The 17,369-nt window shown below is 46.5% G+C and carries 15 protein-coding genes and 1 tRNA gene; 11 read left to right on the top strand and 5 right to left on the bottom strand.

Features of this window, described 5'->3' with window-relative positions; translation table 11 throughout:
* The first annotated feature begins 6 nt into the window (after positions 1 to 6).
* Positions 7 to 474: a hypothetical protein gene (locus tag ICN19_RS09525; RefSeq protein WP_255537000.1), complete on the top strand. Its 468-nt coding sequence runs from the start codon at positions 7 to 9 to the stop codon at positions 472 to 474.
* A 23-nt stretch (positions 475 to 497) separates the two neighbouring features.
* On the opposite strand, the gene ICN19_RS09520 is transcribed toward ICN19_RS09525, so the two are convergent.
* Genes ICN19_RS09520 through ICN19_RS09500 form a run of 5 tightly spaced genes read right to left on the bottom strand, consistent with a single transcriptional unit; the run spans position 498 to position 4,668 of the window.
* On the bottom strand, positions 498 to 911 hold the full coding sequence (locus ICN19_RS09520; protein ID WP_216247410.1) for a biopolymer transporter ExbD: 414 nt from the start codon (positions 909 to 911) through the stop codon (positions 498 to 500).
* A gap of 2 nt (positions 912 to 913) precedes the next feature.
* Positions 914 to 1,606: a MotA/TolQ/ExbB proton channel family protein gene (locus tag ICN19_RS09515; RefSeq protein ID WP_216247408.1), complete on the bottom strand. Its 693-nt coding sequence runs from the start codon at positions 1,604 to 1,606 to the stop codon at positions 914 to 916.
* A gap of 5 nt (positions 1,607 to 1,611) precedes the next feature.
* Complete coding sequence (locus ICN19_RS09510) at positions 1,612 to 2,301, bottom strand: energy transducer TonB (RefSeq protein ID WP_216247405.1); 690 nt, start codon at positions 2,299 to 2,301, stop codon at positions 1,612 to 1,614.
* Positions 2,298 to 3,104: a glutamate racemase gene (murI, locus tag ICN19_RS09505; RefSeq protein WP_216247403.1), complete on the bottom strand. Its 807-nt coding sequence runs from the start codon at positions 3,102 to 3,104 to the stop codon at positions 2,298 to 2,300. Before murI ends, ICN19_RS09510 begins: the two co-directional genes overlap by 4 nt.
* A 40-nt stretch (positions 3,105 to 3,144) precedes the next feature.
* Positions 3,145 to 4,668: a fumarate hydratase gene (locus tag ICN19_RS09500; RefSeq protein ID WP_216247401.1), complete on the bottom strand. Its 1,524-nt coding sequence runs from the start codon at positions 4,666 to 4,668 to the stop codon at positions 3,145 to 3,147.
* A gap of 187 nt (positions 4,669 to 4,855) precedes the next feature.
* On the opposite strand from ICN19_RS09500, the gene acs reads away from it, so the two are divergent.
* The 10 genes from acs (at position 4,856) to nadB (ending at position 17,322) form a co-directional block, all read left to right on the top strand.
* A complete protein-coding gene (gene acs, locus ICN19_RS09495; protein ID WP_216247399.1) occupies positions 4,856 to 6,829 on the top strand; it encodes an acetate--CoA ligase in 1,974 nt (657 codons plus the stop codon).
* Between the two features lie 57 nt (positions 6,830 to 6,886).
* A tRNA-Ser gene (locus ICN19_RS09490) sits at positions 6,887 to 6,977 on the top strand.
* A gap of 99 nt (positions 6,978 to 7,076) precedes the next feature.
* Positions 7,077 to 7,382 carry a YciI family protein gene (locus ICN19_RS09485; protein ID WP_216247397.1) on the top strand — a complete coding sequence of 102 codons (306 nt, stop codon included), beginning with the start codon at positions 7,077 to 7,079 and terminating at the stop codon, positions 7,380 to 7,382.
* 38 nt (positions 7,383 to 7,420) lie between these two features.
* On the top strand, positions 7,421 to 9,841 hold the full coding sequence (locus ICN19_RS09480) for a DUF748 domain-containing protein (protein ID WP_216247395.1): 2,421 nt from the start codon (positions 7,421 to 7,423) through the stop codon (positions 9,839 to 9,841).
* Between the two features lie 10 nt (positions 9,842 to 9,851).
* Positions 9,852 to 10,076, top strand: coding sequence for a hypothetical protein (locus ICN19_RS09475; RefSeq protein ID WP_216247394.1), 225 nt, complete (start codon positions 9,852 to 9,854; stop codon positions 10,074 to 10,076).
* Between the two features lie 193 nt (positions 10,077 to 10,269).
* Positions 10,270 to 12,072 (top strand): NAD(P)H-dependent oxidoreductase subunit E, encoded by a 1,803-nt coding sequence (locus ICN19_RS09470; RefSeq protein WP_216247392.1) that lies wholly within the window; start codon positions 10,270 to 10,272, stop codon positions 12,070 to 12,072.
* Between the two features lie 40 nt (positions 12,073 to 12,112).
* Entirely contained in the window at positions 12,113 to 15,007 is a 2,895-nt protein-coding gene (gene fdhF / locus ICN19_RS09465) for a formate dehydrogenase subunit alpha (RefSeq protein WP_216247391.1), read from the top strand.
* 110 nt (positions 15,008 to 15,117) lie between these two features.
* Positions 15,118 to 15,345 (top strand): ParD-like family protein, encoded by a 228-nt coding sequence (locus ICN19_RS09460; RefSeq protein ID WP_216247389.1) that lies wholly within the window; start codon positions 15,118 to 15,120, stop codon positions 15,343 to 15,345.
* Complete coding sequence (locus ICN19_RS09455) at positions 15,345 to 15,623, top strand: type II toxin-antitoxin system RelE/ParE family toxin (protein ID WP_216247385.1); 279 nt, start codon at positions 15,345 to 15,347, stop codon at positions 15,621 to 15,623. Before ICN19_RS09460 ends, ICN19_RS09455 begins: the two co-directional genes overlap by 1 nt.
* Positions 15,624 to 15,663: 40 nt before the next feature.
* Positions 15,664 to 17,322, top strand: coding sequence for an L-aspartate oxidase (gene nadB, locus ICN19_RS09450; RefSeq protein WP_216247383.1), 1,659 nt, complete (start codon positions 15,664 to 15,666; stop codon positions 17,320 to 17,322).
* The last annotated feature ends 47 nt before the right edge of the window (positions 17,323 to 17,369 follow it).

The following is a 17,369-nucleotide window of genomic DNA, read 5'->3' as shown; positions in this document are numbered from 1 at the left end:
TCATTTATGAATTTACCCAAACTTCTCATTTGCTCTTGCTTGACGATTGCTCCTGCACTCGCATGGGGCGTTGATGTTATGGAATTCAATTGCAAGCGTACTGAAAAGGGTTATACCGAAGAGTATGCAATGAAGCTTATGCTGGCTTCTGGAAGTCAAAAAGCCAAAGTATTTTTAGATGACCGTGATCTAGACCAGTCCGATGCATTTGGATCCCAGGTGGTGAAGAGTATTACTCTGGCGCGTCCGAATATTTTGATATTGATAGAAGCCAAGTTTCAACCGGAAGAGGTGATGGGTGTTGCTTATCCTGCAGGTAGCGTCATTACCAACATTACTCTTGATCCAGTCACGGGCAAGTTTAAGAAGGTGGAAAAAATACAGGGCGGTATTTTGGGTGCAACTATTGGCAATGGTACCCACACCAGCGAAGAAACTTGCTTGCTCTCGAAAATGCCTTATAAGGCTAAATAAATCCAAATATAAGCAAACGAGAATTAGTTGGGTTCAGTCACAAATCCCAATTTAGTAAGGCCGGCGCGGCGCGAGGCTGCCAGTACTTGCGCCACATACTCATACTTGACTGATTTGTCGGCCCGTAGGTTAATTTCTGGCTGCGGCTCTTTCTGAGCAGCTTTCTCTGCATAACCATCAAAAGTTTTGAGATCAATTGGTGTGCTGTTCCAGAAGATTTGTCCATTGGCATCAATTGAAAGCTGAACTGACTCCGGCTTCACTTCATTGCGAACACTGTTTGCCTTAGGTAATTCCACCTTCACTGCCTGTTGAATGACAGGAAGGGTGATGATGAAAATAATCAGTAGCACCAACATCACGTCCACCATCGGCGTCATGTTGATTTCCGACATGATGCTGTCGTCGGTTTGGTCGTCTTGAATATGAAAAGACATGATTATTCCCCGGAGTTAACGCGTGCACCAGTAACAAAGTAGGCTAATAAGTCATTACCAAAACGATTTAAGTCCGCCACAAATAATTTGTTGGCACGATTAATAGCATTAAATGCCAGAACCGCAGGGATAGCTACCGCTAAACCGAAAGCAGTCATGATGAGTGCCTCACCAATGGGGCCTGCAACTTGATCAATCTGTGCACTACCAGAGCTGCTGATGGCGATCAGTGCATGGTAGATGCCCCAAACTGTTCCGAAGAGGCCAATGAATGGAGCAATCGCGCCAGTAGAGCCCAGGAAGGTCAAACCTTTTTGTAGTCCAGCAGCAATGGTATCAATGCTGTTCTTAACGCTTCTAGCCATCCACTCAGAGTAGTTCAGTGTTTGCAGTAATTCACGGTGATTGGAGGATTGATTTTGGTGATGGGCTGATGCCTTGGTCGCCAACTTCGCAATTTGATAATAGGGATTAGATGCATGGTTGCTAAATGCTTTTAGGCCATCATCAAATGAAGTGGCACGCCAGAATTGCTCAAGCTCAGGTTTCAGTTTGCGAAGATTACGCAGATCCCAAAGTCGAGTGAGCAAAATTACCCAGGTCACAATGGAGCAGGTAAGTAAAGCAATTGCTACGAATCTCGTAATCGCATCGCCTTCAAGCCAAAGATTTGCTATGCCAAATGGTGTATTCATATTGATTAATTCTTGAGGTTAAATTTAATTAAGAGATTAGTTGAAATTCGTTGGGGCGAGCCGTTTACTACAAAAGGTTTAAAGCGATAGCGTTTACCAATTTCAGAAGCAGCACGATCCAATCTAGGGAATGTGCTTGATTGCAGTAATGCTACATCTTCTACGCTACCTGTTTCATCAATAATCAAACGGACTACAACGGTTCCCTGTTCGCCGGAGCGTTTCGAAAAAGAGGGGTAATAAGCATCGGCATCAGGCTGATAAACCACGACTAGTTTACCAATGTCCGTTTGAATCGGAGTTCCGCTAGCACCCCCACTGGTTGCAGGGGCTACCGCTGCATTCTGTGGCTGTGACTCCGATTTACTCTGAGATTGGTTTTGTTGCTGTGGAGGCTGTTGCGCCTGTGTAGGACTCGGTTTCTCTGCCGGTTTTTCTTGAGGTTTTTCTTTTGCTACTTTCTTCTCTTCTTTGGGTTTTGGTGGAGTAGCAGCTGGGGCTTGTTGAGTCTTGCTAGCCTCTGGACTCACTAAATTTGCCATGACGCGCGTATCGTCCATTGGAGGAGGACGTTTGCTGAGATGTATAAACTCTAACGCAGGTAAAGCGTGCAAGATCAGTACGATACCAATGATGATGCGTTCGTTTTTATTAAACGGTAGATGAGCATCTAATTTTTTTAGTAAAGCGCTCATCGAACTTCACCCAAAATGTGTGCTTCTACTGCGTGCGATGCCAAGTCGGCTGACATTAAATCTTGTGCCATCGATAGCAGTAAATTCTCATTCTTGCTGCTGAGTAAAAGTACTGATCCAAATTCTGAGATAGAACCGCTAGGCTTAAGAGCATCTAATTGTCTCTTTAGTTGTCTGACAACCGCATCGCTTGTATCAATTAGCGTGATAGATTCGCCAAGCAATTTGCGGATGGCTTTTCTGAGGAAAGGGTAGTGCGTACAACCAAGCACGATGGTGTCAGCGCCGGCATCCTGAATTGGTTCCAGATGTTTGGCCAACAGCTCTAGCGTCTCTTGACCATCAGCTTTACCGGATTCAATCAAGGGTACTAAGCCAGCACCAGCTTGTTTGATGAACAGACAATCACTTGGCAATGTTGCCAATAAGGCGTTGAATTTATCGCTTTTCAGTGTTGCTTCTGTCGCCAAGACTCCCACAATATGATTCTGCGACTGCATGGCTGCTGGCTTAATGCCGGGCTCAACACCAATAATAGGAATAGATAGCTGCTCGCGAATTTGTTTAATTGCTTCAGCCGTAGCAGTATTGCAAGCAATCACAATGGCATCGCAGCCTTGATCTGCTAAATGGCGGCAGAGTACAAGACTACGCTTCGTTATCCAGTCGCTGGATTTTTCACCATAGGGCGCATTCGCAGAGTCGGCAAGATAGATGTAATCATGCTGTGGAAGCTGACGCAGAGCCTCATCCAAAATGGATAGGCCTCCAACGCCAGAATCAAATACTCCGATGAGTGCCAATGAATTGCCGGTGTCTATAGATAAATTACTAATTCAGTAATTAAGCCACCTTGACTGGAATACCAGCAATCTTGGCTTGCCACTCTTTAGGTCCAGTCTCGTGCATAGAGATGCCCTCTGAGTTCACGGCAACCGTCACCGGCATGTCCTTGACATCAAACTCATAAATCGCTTCCATGCCCAAGTCAGCAAAGCCAACAACCTTTGAGGTTTGAATCGCTTTAGAAACCAAGTAAGCAGCGCCGCCAACTGCCATGAGGTAAGCCGACTTATGTTTCTTAATCGCCTCAATTGCTACAGGACCACGTTCCGCTTTACCAATCATGGTGATTAAGCCTGTCTTAGCAAGCATCATCTCCGTGAACTTGTCCATACGAGTAGCGGTAGTAGGGCCTGCTGGACCAACTGCCTCATCACGCACTGGATCAACCGGTCCGACATAGTAGATTGCGCGATTCTTAAAGCTCACCGGCAACTCTTCACCTTTGGCGAGCATATCTTGAATGCGCTTATGAGCAGCATCGCGTCCAGTCAAAATTTTGCCATTGAGCAATAAAGTCTCGCCTGGCTTCCAGCTCGCCACTTCTTCGGCGGTAAGGGTGTCCATATTCACGCGCTTAGATTTTTGAATATCTGGAGTCCAAGTCACGTCTGGCCAGTCAGATAGCGAAGGTTTTTCTAATTTAGCAGGGCCATCACCATGTAAATGGAAATGCACGTGACGGGTAGCCGCGCAGTTTGGAATCATTGCTACCGGTAATGAAGCAGCATGGGTTGGGTATTCCATGATCTTGATATCGAGAACAGTAGCTAAACCACCAAGGCCTTGTGCACCAATACCAAGCTTGTTAACTTTTTCATAAAGTTCTAAGCGCAATTCTTCTGCACGGGTTTTGGCGCCACGAGCAATCAGATCCTGAATATCAATCGGTTCCATCAAAGACTCTTTAGCCATGAGCATGGCTTTTTCTGGTGTACCGCCAATACCAATACCTAAAATACCGGGAGGGCACCAGCCGGCACCCATAGTAGGAACAGTTTTGAGAACCCAATCCACGATAGAGTCGGAAGGGTTGAGCATCACCATCTTGGCTTTGTTTTCTGAGCCACCACCTTTAGCGGCGCAAATCACTTCCACATCGTCGCCTGGAACGATTTCGTAATGAATAACCGCAGGGGTATTGTCCCCAGTGTTTTTACGTTTGCCAGCTGGGTCAGTTAATACTGAAGCGCGCAAGGTATTGTCAGGATTCAGGTAAGCGCGACGTACACCTTCATTCACCATATCAGTAACGCTCATCGTGGCATCGGGCCATTGCACATTCATACCAATTTTGAGGAAAACCACCGCAATACCCGTGTCTTGACACATTGGGCGGTGACCTTCGGCGCACATGCGGCTATTGGTCAAAATTTGAGCAATAGCATCCTTAGCCCCATGACCCTGTTCTAGCTCATAAGCCTTACCCAAGGCGGTAATGAAGTCCTTGGGATGGTAGTAGGAGATGAACTGGAACGCGTCTGCAACGCTCTGAATAAGGTCATTTTGTTTAATATTTGTCATGGTTTTGTGCTTATTTCCACATTATTAGTAAGGTTTGCCCTATTTTAAGGGTTTGCCATAGAGCAAATCCCCCGTGTTTTCACTTATCTTCTAAGGTCTTGAGGGTGTAAACCTGTCATTTTGCGACATTTTTTCGCATTTGTAGTGGATTTTAGATTATTGATTATTTGATAGAGGGCTGTGAAGCATGGAACCATTAAAACAAGAAAACCGCGTATTTAACCCACCTGCAGAGTTTGTAAAGGGTGCGGCTATTCCAGGCATGGAGGCCTATAAGAAGCTTTGTGATGAAGCAAATACAGATTACGACGGTTTCTGGGGTCGCCTTGCTAAAGAGAACATCTATTGGAAAAAACCATTTACTAAGGTTTTAGATGAGTCCAAAGCGCCTTTCTATAAATGGTTTGAAGATGGCACAACCAATGCGTCATACAACTGTTTGGATCGTCAAGTTGAAGCTGGTCTTGGCGACAAGACAGCCATCATTTTTGAAGCTGATGACGGCACTGTTACTAAAGTAACTTACAAAGAGATGCTGGAGCGCGTTTGCAAAATGGCAAACGCACTTCGTAAGATGGGTGTGAAGTCTGGCGATAGCGTCATTATTTATATGGCAATGACCATTGAAGGCATTGTTGCTATGCAAGCGTGCGCTCGTATCGGCGCTATTCACTCTGTTGTGTTTGGTGGCTTCTCTGCACAAGCATTGCGCGATCGCATTATGGACGTTGGCGCAGTTGCTGTGATTACTGCTGATGGCCAGTTCCGTGGCGGCAAAGCATTGCCATTGAAAGCCATTTGTGACGAAGCCCTCTCAACAGGTGAGTGCCCTAAGGTGAAGCATGTCATCGTGAGTAAGCGCACTGGCACAGATGTTGCTATGCAAGCAGGTCGCGATGTTTGGATGCAAGAAATCGTTGCTAATGAAGCAGCTACTTGTGAGCCAGAGTGGGTAAGCGCTGAGCATCCATTGTTCATTCTGTATACATCCGGTTCAACCGGTAAGCCAAAGGGTGTACAGCACTCCACTGGTGGTTACCTCTTGTGGGCTATTCTCACAATGAAGTGGACCTTTGACATCAAGCCAAACGATGTGTTCTGGTGTACCGCTGACATTGGTTGGGTAACAGGTCACTCCTACATTACTTATGGCCCACTCGCAGTTGGCGCTACTGAGATTGTGTTTGAAGGCGTGCCAACCTATCCAAATGCTGGCCGTTTCTGGGACATGATCCAAAAACACAAAGCATCTATTTTCTACACAGCACCAACCGCAATTCGTTCATTGATCAAAGCATCTAGTAATGATCAAGCTGTGCATCCAAAGAGCTACGATTTGTCATCACTGCGTCTCTTGGGTTCAGTAGGTGAGCCAATTAATCCAGAGGCTTGGATGTGGTACTACGAGAATGTTGGTAACTCCAAGTGCCCAATCGCTGATACTTTCTGGCAAACAGAAACTGGCGGTCACATGATTTCTCCATTGCCAGGTGCAACACCAATGATTCCGGGTTCATGCACATTGCCATTGCCAGGTATTCAGGCAGCGATCGTTGACGAAGCTGGTGTTGATGTGCCTAACGGTCAAGGCGGTATCTTGGTTGTGAAGCGTCCATGGCCTTCTATGATTCGTACGATTTGGAATGATCCTGATCGTTTCGTGAAGTCCTATTTCCCAGAAGAGTTGGGCGGTACTCTGTATTTAGCAGGTGACGGCGCAATCCGTAACAAAGACACTGGCTACTTCACTATTACTGGCCGTATTGATGACGTGTTGAACGTTTCTGGTCACCGTATGGGAACTATGGAAATCGAATCTTGCTTAGTTGCAAACCCATTGGTTGCTGAAGCTGCGGTAGTAGGTCGCCCAGATGAATTAACCGGTGAAGCGATTTGCGTATTCGTAGTGCTCAAAGGCGGTCGCCCAACAGGCGAAGAGGCTAAAAAGCTAGCTACGGAATTGCGTAACTGGGTTGGTAAAGAGATTGGCCCGATTGCTAAGCCTAAGGACGTTCGTTTTGGTGATAACTTGCCTAAGACCCGTTCTGGCAAGATCATGCGCCGTCTCTTGCGTGTGATTGCTAAAGGCGAAGAGGTTACTCAAGACACCTCAACCCTTGAAAATCCACACATCTTGGACCAGCTCAAAGAGTCTCTGTAAGCCCCTAAACAAGCTTTTAGAGGAAACCCTTTCGGCAATCGTATAATCATCGGTTCCGGAAGGGTGGATGAGCGGTTTAAGTCACACGCCTGGAAAGCGTGCGTAGGTTAATAGCCTACCGCGGGTTCGAATCCCGCCCCTTCCGCCATGTAATACCTAAACCACCTTCGGGTGGTTTTTCTTTTGTAACTTCCCGTAGTATCTAGTTAGTTAGGCATTAAAAATAGAACCAAGCAAAGGAGAAAATATGATTTTTACAATGTTATTAATGGATCGTCCCGGCACTGCTGACTTGCGCGTACAAGTACGCCCTGAGCACCGCGCCTATTTAGCCAAAATGGCTGATCGCATGGCTTTTGCTGGACCCTTGACTTCTGAAGACGGAAAAACCACTTTGGGCAGTTTGATTGCAATTGACTTTCCGAGTAGAGCGGATGTGGATGCATGGTTAAAAGATGAGCCGTACACCAAAGCAGGTGTGTATGAGAAGCCGATCATCAATGTCTTTAATAATATGTGGACTCAAAAGGCTGGCTTTCCACCTGCACAATAATTTGTTGTAACTTAGTAGATTATTTTGTATTGCATTGAATGTTTTTAACTCAATTACCTCGTCTCAAAAAATGGCTGATCAGGTTTGGTGTCTTGATACTCACCTGCATCATTATTTTTTGGGCGGGTGCTCAACTCCTTGTCCCTGGATTCATCAAAAAGTCTGCTTCAGAATTTGCTGCCAAGATTGGTTATGAGGTTGCCTATCAAGATCTCAGCATTTCACCATTAAGGTTGAAATTAGAGCTAGATGGACTTCATATAGCAAAGTCAGGTGGCGCAAAATTACTGGAATTTAAAAAGCTATCCATCACTGTCAAATGGACAAAATTGGCCCTGGGTGAACTGGGCTTTGATGAGATCTTATTAGTCGAGCCAAAAATACTGGTAGAGAAGAGGCTATCTAAGGGCGCGCATTCAGGAAGCTGGAATTGGCAGGAATTTATTGCTGCTATTGAGAAAGCAATGCCACCCAAAGATCCCGGTGAGCCCAATAAACCGCTCAAGATATCAATTGATGAGCTGCTAGTGAGTTCTGCCTCATTAAGTTTGTTAGACGACTCCACGAAGTTGAAGGAGGAGCTTAAGCCCTTTACGATGAAGTTGCTTGATGTAGCCAACTACGACAAGCAGGGTGTGGTGACAGGTGTCCGTGGTCAATACGACTTTAATCTTGGCGCACTACAAGTCTTAGTTCCTGGCATTAACAAAACCATTACTTATCAGCGCGTAGCCGTTACAGGTGGATTGGATAATCCTCAACCCGGTAAGTTAGGTGTGCAACTGAATGTGAAGTTAGATGATGGCGCTATTCGCTCTCACTGGGACTTTAATACAGACTCAAAAGCTGTAGAGGGTAAGCTGGATCTTGAGAATCTGGCAATCGCTCCCCTCGTTGCGCTCTTGCCGGCCAATAAAGAGTTAATAGGTAAAAGCGGCGCAATTAATTCAGCGCTCACCATGAAGTTTGGACCTGATGCCGATATCGTTGCAGGCGACATTCATATTTCAGATTTGGCAGCTCTAGAGAAAGATCAAAAATATCCTCTGATTGTTTGGAAGATGGCTGATATTCGTCAGTTTGAATATAAAAGCCTGAAATCAAAACAAGCTCCCATCAATAGCCTTTCAATTGATGAGTTGATTGTTGACTCACCAACGCTTCAATTTGAAATCAATGAAGAAGGATTTTCTAATTTCCGAAGATTGTTTTCTAAGCCTGCAAGCGAACAAAAAACTGAAGCAGTTGATAGCTCTAAACCAAAGGACGCTTCCTCATTTAATCTAGATATTCGTTCCACTAACCTCAAGAATGGTGAAGTATTCTTCTCAGACCTGGCGATGCGTCCGCATTTCAAGGCGGATGTGAAGAAATTCAATGCCACTCTCTTAGGGGTGAGTAATATTCCCGGGCGTTTTGCCACTGTTGCTATGGATGGTGTTGTTGCAGGCTCCGGAAGTATGCGAGCAAAAGGACAAGCATCTTTTGATGACCCACGTCGTAACCATGACATCTTGATGACGTTCCGCAATTTGCCTTTAAGCGCTTTCAATCCTGCGGTCATGACATTTGCCGGTTACCAAATTGCGAGTGGGCGCTTAAACCTCAACTTAAATTACCGCGCAAAAGATGGCGAGTTAAACGGTAGTAATCAGATCATCATCAAGAAGGTTGTACTGGGTGATGAAGTGCCAGACTTTACTGGTAAAAAATTACCATTAGGTTTAGCAATTGCCTTGCTTGAAGACTCTGATGACACCATCGATGTCACCGTCAAAATTGCGGGCAATGTCGACTCTCCGGAATTTAGTGCTAGTGGCTTGGTATGGCAGGCCATTAGTAATGTTTTAAGCAATATTGCTACTGCACCATTCAGAGCTTTAGCGGCATTGATTGGTATTGGTGGTGAAGAGGGCGTAAATGCCGTTCCAGGCGAGGCGGTATTTTTAGCGGTCGACCAGGATCGTTTAGAGAAGTTTGGAGAGTATCTGATCAAGAGGCCCAATTCGAGCTTGGAGATTATTGGCACCTATGATCCCGTGCAAGATCGAAAAGAGCTTGCTAGGGCTAAAGCGGACTCAGCCATTCTGAAAGATGCTGGATTTAAATTGATACCAGGAGAGCCAATTCCTGCGCCAAGCTTATCTGACCCCAGGGTGCAGTCAGGATTAAAGTCTGCCTATGCTCAATACATTGGGCGCATTAAGCTGGGGCAGCGTCTTTTGACGCTTCCGTATAGCGAGCAGCGTAACGAGCAATTGCACAATGAGCTGATTGCCGGCATAGAAATTACTGAAGCCGAGCTAAAAGAATTGGCTAGTGCTAGAGCCAAGACTGCTTACGGATTGATGACCAAATCCGACGCCAGCCTTAAGGACCGCATTCAGCTGGGGGCGGTCAAAACAGTTGAGGCAGGAAAAGAGGGTATTCCACTCGATGTTGAGGTCAGAATCAAGTAGACTTGAGGTCATGAATTCAACAAAAATGCGCATTTTCTCTATCTTTACAGTACTTTCCGTTTTAGGTCTGACTGGCTGCGGCTCCATTGAATCAGCCGCTCAAGACGACTGCACTTCAATTGGCTGGCAAATTGGCAGCAAAGGCTATCAGGATTGCTACAAAGCACGCCTTTATGAGCGCAAGTTGGATTACTCACTTCCTCCTGGCGACAAGCCTTCTCCATCCCTTCTATAACTAGGGTAAACCCTGAATTCAAGTCCTTGAGCGCCGTCAAGGACTTGGGGTATTAAATAACCCAAAATAAAGCGTTATTTTGCGTATTGCTGGTTTGCTAAGTATTTGGCTTAGCAGGACTTTTGGTAGGCAAGATGGGAAAAACTCTGCATTCGTGCAAAGCAATAAATATAAAAATTAGAGACTACAAAATATGAATCATCCAAAGCCTTCTGGAGAAGTCAAAGCGGTTGCTGTTGCAACGGCAGATGATTTGAGGGAAACCATTCGTCGTAAGAGCAAGTTGAAGGGTCGTCAAGCTGATGATGCCTCTGTTGCAGAAGTGCGCAAACTGATTGGAAATGCACCGCATCGCAGAGATTTGCTTATTGAAAATCTTCACAAGCTCAACGATGAGTACCGTGCTTTGCATGATCGTCATTTAGTTGCCTTAGCAAAGGAAATGAATCTGCCAATGGCAGAGGTATATGAAGTTGCCACTTTCTATCACCACTTTGAAGTCGTGCGCGGTAATGATCCAGTTGCTGACATCACTATTCGTGTTTGCGATGGCATCGCTTGCGAGTTGGCTGGCGCACAAAATTTGCTAGCAAAAATGCCAGGCATCTTGGGTAATTCGAATATCAAAGTTATTGCAGCCCCGTGTGTTGGGCGTTGTGAGCAGGCGCCTGTAGCGGTGGTACATCAGTACCCAGTGCTCTTTGCTACAACCGATAAAGTCTCTGCTGCTGTAAAAAACAAGTTGACCACACAGCCAATAGCTAAAGATGATGCTGTGTTTGAGCCTGCTGCATTAGCGGAGCAGGGTGTTTCACCGCAAGGCGAGATGCAAGCCCTTTCTCCAGATTATGTAGGTTACGAATCTTATCGTGCGCAAGGCGGTTATGCACTTGCTAAAGAAATCCACGAAGGTAAGAAAGATGCCGAGAGCATCATTAAGGCCATGGAAAATTCTGGGCTACGCGGATTAGGTGGCGCAGGATTTCCGGCGGGTCGTAAATGGCGCATTGTGAAAGACCAAGTTGCTCCTAAGTTAATGGCTGTGAACATTGACGAAGGCGAGCCAGGAACGTTTAAAGACCGTACTTACTTAGAGCGCGATCCACATCGCTTCTTGGAAGGTTTATTAATTGCCGCTAACGTAGTCGGTATCGATGCTTGCTACATCTACTTGCGCGATGAATACCATGGCTGTAGAGAGTTGCTTGAGACTGAGTTGGCAAAGCTAAAGGCCAATCCACCATTTAAATTACCTACGATTGAATTGCGTCGTGGAGCGGGTGCTTATATCTGCGGTGAAGAGTCCGCCATGATCGAAAGTATTGAGGGCAAGCGTGGTGAGCCGCGTATGCGTCCTCCATATATCGCTCAAGTCGGATTGTTTGGGCGCCCAACCTTAGAGCATAACTTTGAGACCCTCTACTGGGTGCGCGACATTGTTCAGCGTGGCCCTGAGTGGTTTAGTTCTTTTGGTCGCCATGATCGCAAAGGCCTACGTAGCTTTAGCGTAAGCGGACGCGTGAAGAAGCCTGGCGTGAAGTTGGCTCCTGCTGGCATCACGATTCAAGAGTTGATTGATGAGTACTGCGGTGGCATGCAAGATGGTCATCAGTTCTACGGCTATTTACCTGGTGGAGCATCAGGCGGCATCTTGCCAGCGACAATGAATGACATTCCGCTCGACTTTGATACCTTGCAACCTTATGGCTGCTTCATTGGTTCTGCTGCAGTAATGGTGTTTAGCGATAAAGATAAAGCACGCGATATGGCACTCAACGTCATGCACTTCTTTGAGCATGAGAGCTGCGGTCAATGTACGCCTTGCCGAGTGGGTACAGGTAAAGCCGCTAAGTTGATGCAAGCTAAATCTTGGGATCAAGAGACTTTAGAGGACTTAGCCACGGTGATGGTTGACGCTTCTATTTGCGGTCTTGGCCAAGCGGCACCAAACCCTATTCGTTGTATTCATAAATATTTCCCTGAAGAAGTTCAATAAGGAAGTACCTTAATAAAAATCAGGGAATAACGAGACAAACATGAACGCACCCACAAATCCAAAAGAACTCGAATTACAAACCGTTGAGTTCAAGCTAGATGGCCAAACTATCGTTTCTTATGAAGGTGAAACGATTCTCAAGGCTGCTAAACGCCATGGTATTGATATTCCGCATCTGTGCTTCAAAGACGGCTATCGCCCAGATGGCAATTGCCGTGCATGCGTAGTAGAGATTAATGGTGAACGCACCCTAGCACCAAGCTGCTGCAGAAGCGCAACTCCTGGCATGGAAGTGAAGGCTAATAGCGAACGCGCAATCAAGAGTCAAAAATTGGTTCTGGAGATGTTGTTGTCAGATATGCCAGACGAAGGATTTAAGTGGGTTGGAGACAGTAAGGAAGAAGAGCAAAAAAATCAACATGGCGAACTCAGCACCTGGGCAGCACGCATGGATGTCACAGTTCGACCAGAGCTCAAAGCAATTCGCCGTGAAAAAGTCAGCAGCGATATTTCACATCCGGCGATGGCAGTCAATTTGGATGCCTGTATTCAATGTAATCGTTGTGTGCGTGCGTGTCGTGAAGAGCAGGTGAACGATGTGATCGGTTACGCGATGCGTGGCGGTCATAGCGAGATCGTATTTGATTTGAATGATCCGATGGGCGAGAGTACCTGCGTGGCTTGTGGCGAGTGTGTCCAAGCCTGCCCAACTGGTGCGCTCATGCCAAAAGGTTTGATTGGTTCGCAAACCGTCGATCGCAAAGTGGATTCCGTTTGTCCATTCTGTGGCGTTGGTTGCCAAATCACTTACAACGTTAAAGATGAAAAAATTGTCAGCGTTGAAGGTCGTGATGGCCCAGCTAATCACAATCGCCTTTGCGTTAAAGGTCGCTTTGGTATGGATTACATCCATAACCCACAACGCCTGACTAAGCCGCTCATTCGTAAAGCAGGTGTTCCTAAGGATGAGTCCATCCTAGAAGGTAAGCAAGACTGGTCAGATATCTTCCGTGAAGCAAGTTGGGAAGAGGCTCTGGAATTTGCTGCTGGAGGCCTCAAGAAACTTAAAGATCAACACGGCTTAAAAGTGTTGGCTGGCTTTGGCTCAGCAAAGGGCAGCAACGAAGAGGCCTACCTATTCCAAAAGTTGGTGCGTACCGGTTTCGGTAGTAATAACGTAGACCATTGCACACGTCTATGTCACGCTTCATCAGTTGCTGCGCTTTTAGAGGGTGTAGGCTCAGGCGCTGTAAGTAATCAAGTGAATGACGTTGAGCATTCCAGCATGATTTTCTTGATTGGCTCCAATCCAACCGCCAATCACCCAGTGGCAGCCACTTGGTTTAAGAATGCTGCTAAACGCGGCGCCAAAATTGTGTTGTGCGACCCTCGTGCGACAGAAATCAGCAAACATGCTTGGCGTACGATGCAGTTCAAGCCAGACACTGATGTGGCGATGCTCAATGCCATGATCTATACGATTATTGAAGAAGGCTTGGTTGATAAAGACTTCGTAGAAAATCGTGCAAATAATTTTGCAGCCTTAAAAGAAAACATCAAGGGCTATAGCCCTGAAGCAATGGCGCCAATCTGTGGTATTCCAGCAGAAACATTGCGTGAAGTAGCTAGAGAGTTTGCAACTACTAAATCAGCAATGATTTTGTGGGGCATGGGTGTCAGTCAGCACGTTCACGGCACTGATAATGCACGTTGCTTAATTGCTTTGGTGAGTATCACTGGCCAAATTGGTAAGCCAGGTTCAGGTTTACATCCATTGCGCGGTCAGAACAACGTGCAAGGGGCTAGCGATGCCGGTTTGATTCCGATGATGTTCCCGAACTATCAACGTGTTGATAACCCTGAAGCGCATGCTTGGTTTGAGAAGTTCTGGGATACACCGCTTGATAAAAAGCCTGGCTACACCGTAGTAGAGATCATGCATAAGATCACAGCTCCTGATTCTGATCCGGACAAGATTCGTGGCATGTATGTCGAAGGTGAGAACCCTGCGATGAGTGATCCAGACTTAAATCATGCTCGTCATGCATTGGCATCTTTAGAGCATTTGGTCGTACAAGATATCTTCATGACAGAAACAGCGCTATTGGCTGACGTAGTGTTGCCTGCAAGTGCTTGGCCTGAGAAGGTGGGTACGGCAAGCAATACTGACCGTATGGTGCAAATGGGCAAGAAAGCCATTAATCCTCCGGGTGATGCAAAGCCAGACTTGTGGATCATCCAAGAGATTGCTAAGCGTATGGGTCTCAATTGGAACTATCAAGGTCCTGACGCCGGTGTTGCTGCGGTCTATGACGAAATGCGTCAAGCAATGCATGGAGCTATCAAGGGTATTACTTGGGAGCGTCTAGAAAAAGAATCTAGCGTGACTTATCCATGTTTATCCGCTGAAGATCCGGGTCGCCCAATTGTGTTTGATGATCAATTTGCCACAGCGGATGGTAAGGTGAAGTTGGTTCCGGCCGACATCATTCCAGCAAATGAGCGTCCTGATGCCGAGTACCCATTTGTATTGATTACTGGCCGTCAGTTAGAGCATTGGCATACCGGCAGTATGACGCGTCGTGCTACCGTGCTTGATGCGATTGAGCCTATGGCTACCGTATCTATGAATGGTGAAGATATGACCCAGCTAGGTGTATCTGCTGGCGATGTGATTACTGTTCAGTCTCGTCGTGGTGAAGTCGGTATCCACGTGAGAAGGGATGATGGCACACCGAGAGGCGTAATCTTTATTCCGTTTGCTTACTATGAGGCTGCTGCTAACTTGATTACCAATTCAGCGCTAGACCCATTTGGCAAAATTCCGGAGTTTAAGTATTGCGCCGTGAAGCTTGCTAAGGGCGGTCAAGTAGCCAAGATTATGGGCTATGGCACGAATGCTCCAGGCGGATCCAAGGTAATGTCTAACGTCTGATTGCTTATCTAGAAAATCACAAAAGGGCTCCGACAAGGAGCCTTTTTGTATTTAAACCCCATTTTCTTCCTTACTACTTTTGTAGTAAAATGGGCTAAAAGGGAGGCTTTATGGGTATGCCGGTGAGAATTGACGATAACCTATATGAATTGGCTAAGGTAGAGGCCAAGGTGGAGCATCGAACCATCGCCGGGCAAATCGAGTTCTGGGCAAAAGTGGGTAGGGCAGCAATTGATAACCCGGACTTGCCGGTTGCTTTCATTATGGAGTCACTTGCTTCATTAGCTGAGCCTAGAGAGCAATCTACCCCCTTTATCCCTCGCACCAGGAAGCTTTGATGGCGTATGACGTTTCTCAAACACGCCGATTCCTAAGACAATACAAAAAATTAAACGACATAACCGCCAAGGATGTTGATGACGCTGTAGTCCAGGTGGCTAAAAAACCCACGATTGGGGAAAAAAAGAAGGGCGACTTATCTGAATTATGGGTATTTAAGTTTAGAAGCAGCAATCAGCTTTATTTACTTGGGTATTCAATAGATGACGGTCTAAGGCTAATTTACTTGGAGTCCATAGGCTCCCACGAAAACTTCTACCGAGACATTAAGCGATAAATAAGCGAATATCTCTGACGACCTTTAGAATGATCCTTCTATGGCCAGTTCTAAACCCTCCGTAAACACCACCACAAAAGCCGAGCTTCCCGTCCTCATTATTGGGGCCGGATTAGCCGGATTGACTGTTGCTCTCCATATGGCTGAGTCTCAGCCGGTGATTCTCATGGCTAAACGGGGTTTAGGGGAAGCTGCTACAGCTTGGGCACAAGGCGGCATTGTTGGGGTCGTTGATAAAGAACATGACAGTATTGATTCTCATGTGGCCGATACCTTGGACGCGGGTGCCGGTCTTGTGGTCGAGTCTACTGCCCGTTATATCGCTGAAGAGAGCGCTGATGCGATTCGTTGGCTGGTAGAGCGGGGCGTTCCATTTACAGAAGATAAATCTGGCCCTATGGGTTTGCATTTGACCCGAGAAGGTGGACATAGTCATCGTCGCATTGCACATGCTGCTGATGCTACCGGAAAAGCCATTCATGAAGTGCTTTTGGATAAAGCCAGGGCGCATAAAAATATTCAGATCTTGGAGCATTGGATTGCACTCGATCTCATCACCAATCGTCAGTTAGATGTTAAGACTCAACGCAGCAAACCTAATCGTTGTTATGGGGTTTATGCACTCGACATTAAAAATAATCGTGTAGAAACCATCGAAGCAAAATCAGTGGTATTAGCTACAGGTGGCGTTGGTAAGGTCTATCGCTACACCAGCAACCCAGATACCGCGACTGGTGATGGCATTGCTATGGCCTGGCGTGCAGGTTGCCGCGTAGGCAATATGGAATTTATTCAATTTCATCCAACATGTTTGTATCATCCGAGCGATCGCACCTTCCTCATTACTGAAGCCATGCGCGGTGAGGGTGGTTTGCTGAAGTTGCCTGATGGTACTCGCTTCATGCCGGAGCATGATGATCGTAATGAATTAGCCCCACGTGACATTGTTGCAAGAGCAATCGACTTCGAAATGAAGAAGCACGGCTTGGATTATGTTCATCTTGATGCTACTCATCTGGGTGAAGCATTTATTAAAGAACATTTCCCGATGATCTATGCACGCTGCATGAGTCTCGGTTTGGATATCACCAAAGAGCCGATTCCGGTTGTGCCTGCTGCGCATTACACCTGTGGCGGTGTGGTGACCGATCTCAAAGGGCGTACTGATTTGCCGGGACTCTATGCAGTTGGCGAAGCAACCTATACCGGTCTACATGGCGCCAATCGTTTGGCTAGTAATTCCTTGCTAGAGTGTGTAGTCATTGGTAAGGCCGCCGCTGAAGATATCTCCTCTTTAAAAACCCCAGTCATGCCAAGTTTGCCCTTATGGGACGAGAGCCAGGTTGAGGATGCAGATGAGCAAGTCGTTATTGCCCATAACTGGGATGAGCTCCGTTCACTCATGTGGAACTACGTAGGTATCGTGAGAACCAATCGTCGTCTTGAGCGGGCCTTACATCGCATTAAGCTGCTGCGCTACGAGGTACAAGAGTATTACGCCAACTTTAAGGTCACACGAGATCTCATTGAGCTCAGAAACCTATTGGAGTGTGCGGAACTGATAGTGCGTTCAGCCCTCATGCGTAGGGAAAGTCGTGGCCTTCATTACAGTCGCGACTATCCAGGCACTTGGGCTGTGTCCTACCCAACCATTCTGACCCCTCAAGCAGAGGGTGCTGAGAGCGAAACGGTCTCCTAAGCTTCTTGCTCTATAAAACCTGGTTTTTGGTGATAAGCTAACTCTAT

Origin of the sequence: Polynucleobacter sp. AP-Capit-er-40B-B4 (assembly GCF_018882245.1) — a bacterium.
Lineage (GTDB): Bacteria > Pseudomonadota > Gammaproteobacteria > Burkholderiales > Burkholderiaceae > Polynucleobacter.
The sequence above is the reverse complement of the archived record's forward strand: the minus strand, read 5'-3'. Positions and strand labels throughout refer to the sequence as shown.

Excerpts from the sequence above, each read along its gene's own strand:
- fdhF (WP_216247391.1), top strand. The coding sequence starts at position 12,113 with ATGAACGCACCCACAAATCCAAAAGAACTCGAATTACAAACCGTTGAG.
- ICN19_RS09455 (WP_216247385.1), top strand. The coding sequence starts at position 15,345 with ATGGCGTATGACGTTTCTCAAACACGCCGATTCCTAAGACAATACAAA.
- ICN19_RS09520 (WP_216247410.1), bottom strand. The coding sequence starts at position 911 with ATGTCTTTTCATATTCAAGACGACCAAACCGACGACAGCATCATGTCG.
- ICN19_RS09500 (WP_216247401.1), bottom strand. The coding sequence starts at position 4,668 with ATGACAAATATTAAACAAAATGACCTTATTCAGAGCGTTGCAGACGCG.
- ICN19_RS09475 (WP_216247394.1), top strand. The coding sequence starts at position 9,852 with ATGAATTCAACAAAAATGCGCATTTTCTCTATCTTTACAGTACTTTCC.
- nadB (WP_216247383.1), top strand. The coding sequence starts at position 15,664 with ATGGCCAGTTCTAAACCCTCCGTAAACACCACCACAAAAGCCGAGCTT.
- ICN19_RS09470 (WP_216247392.1), top strand. The coding sequence starts at position 10,270 with ATGAATCATCCAAAGCCTTCTGGAGAAGTCAAAGCGGTTGCTGTTGCA.
- ICN19_RS09480 (WP_216247395.1), top strand. The coding sequence starts at position 7,421 with ATGTTTTTAACTCAATTACCTCGTCTCAAAAAATGGCTGATCAGGTTT.
- ICN19_RS09525 (WP_255537000.1), top strand. The coding sequence starts at position 7 with ATGAATTTACCCAAACTTCTCATTTGCTCTTGCTTGACGATTGCTCCT.
- ICN19_RS09515 (WP_216247408.1), bottom strand. The coding sequence starts at position 1,606 with ATGAATACACCATTTGGCATAGCAAATCTTTGGCTTGAAGGCGATGCG.
- ICN19_RS09485 (WP_216247397.1), top strand. The coding sequence starts at position 7,077 with ATGATTTTTACAATGTTATTAATGGATCGTCCCGGCACTGCTGACTTG.
- acs (WP_216247399.1), top strand. The coding sequence starts at position 4,856 with ATGGAACCATTAAAACAAGAAAACCGCGTATTTAACCCACCTGCAGAG.
- ICN19_RS09460 (WP_216247389.1), top strand. The coding sequence starts at position 15,118 with ATGGGTATGCCGGTGAGAATTGACGATAACCTATATGAATTGGCTAAG.
- ICN19_RS09510 (WP_216247405.1), bottom strand. The coding sequence starts at position 2,301 with ATGAGCGCTTTACTAAAAAAATTAGATGCTCATCTACCGTTTAATAAA.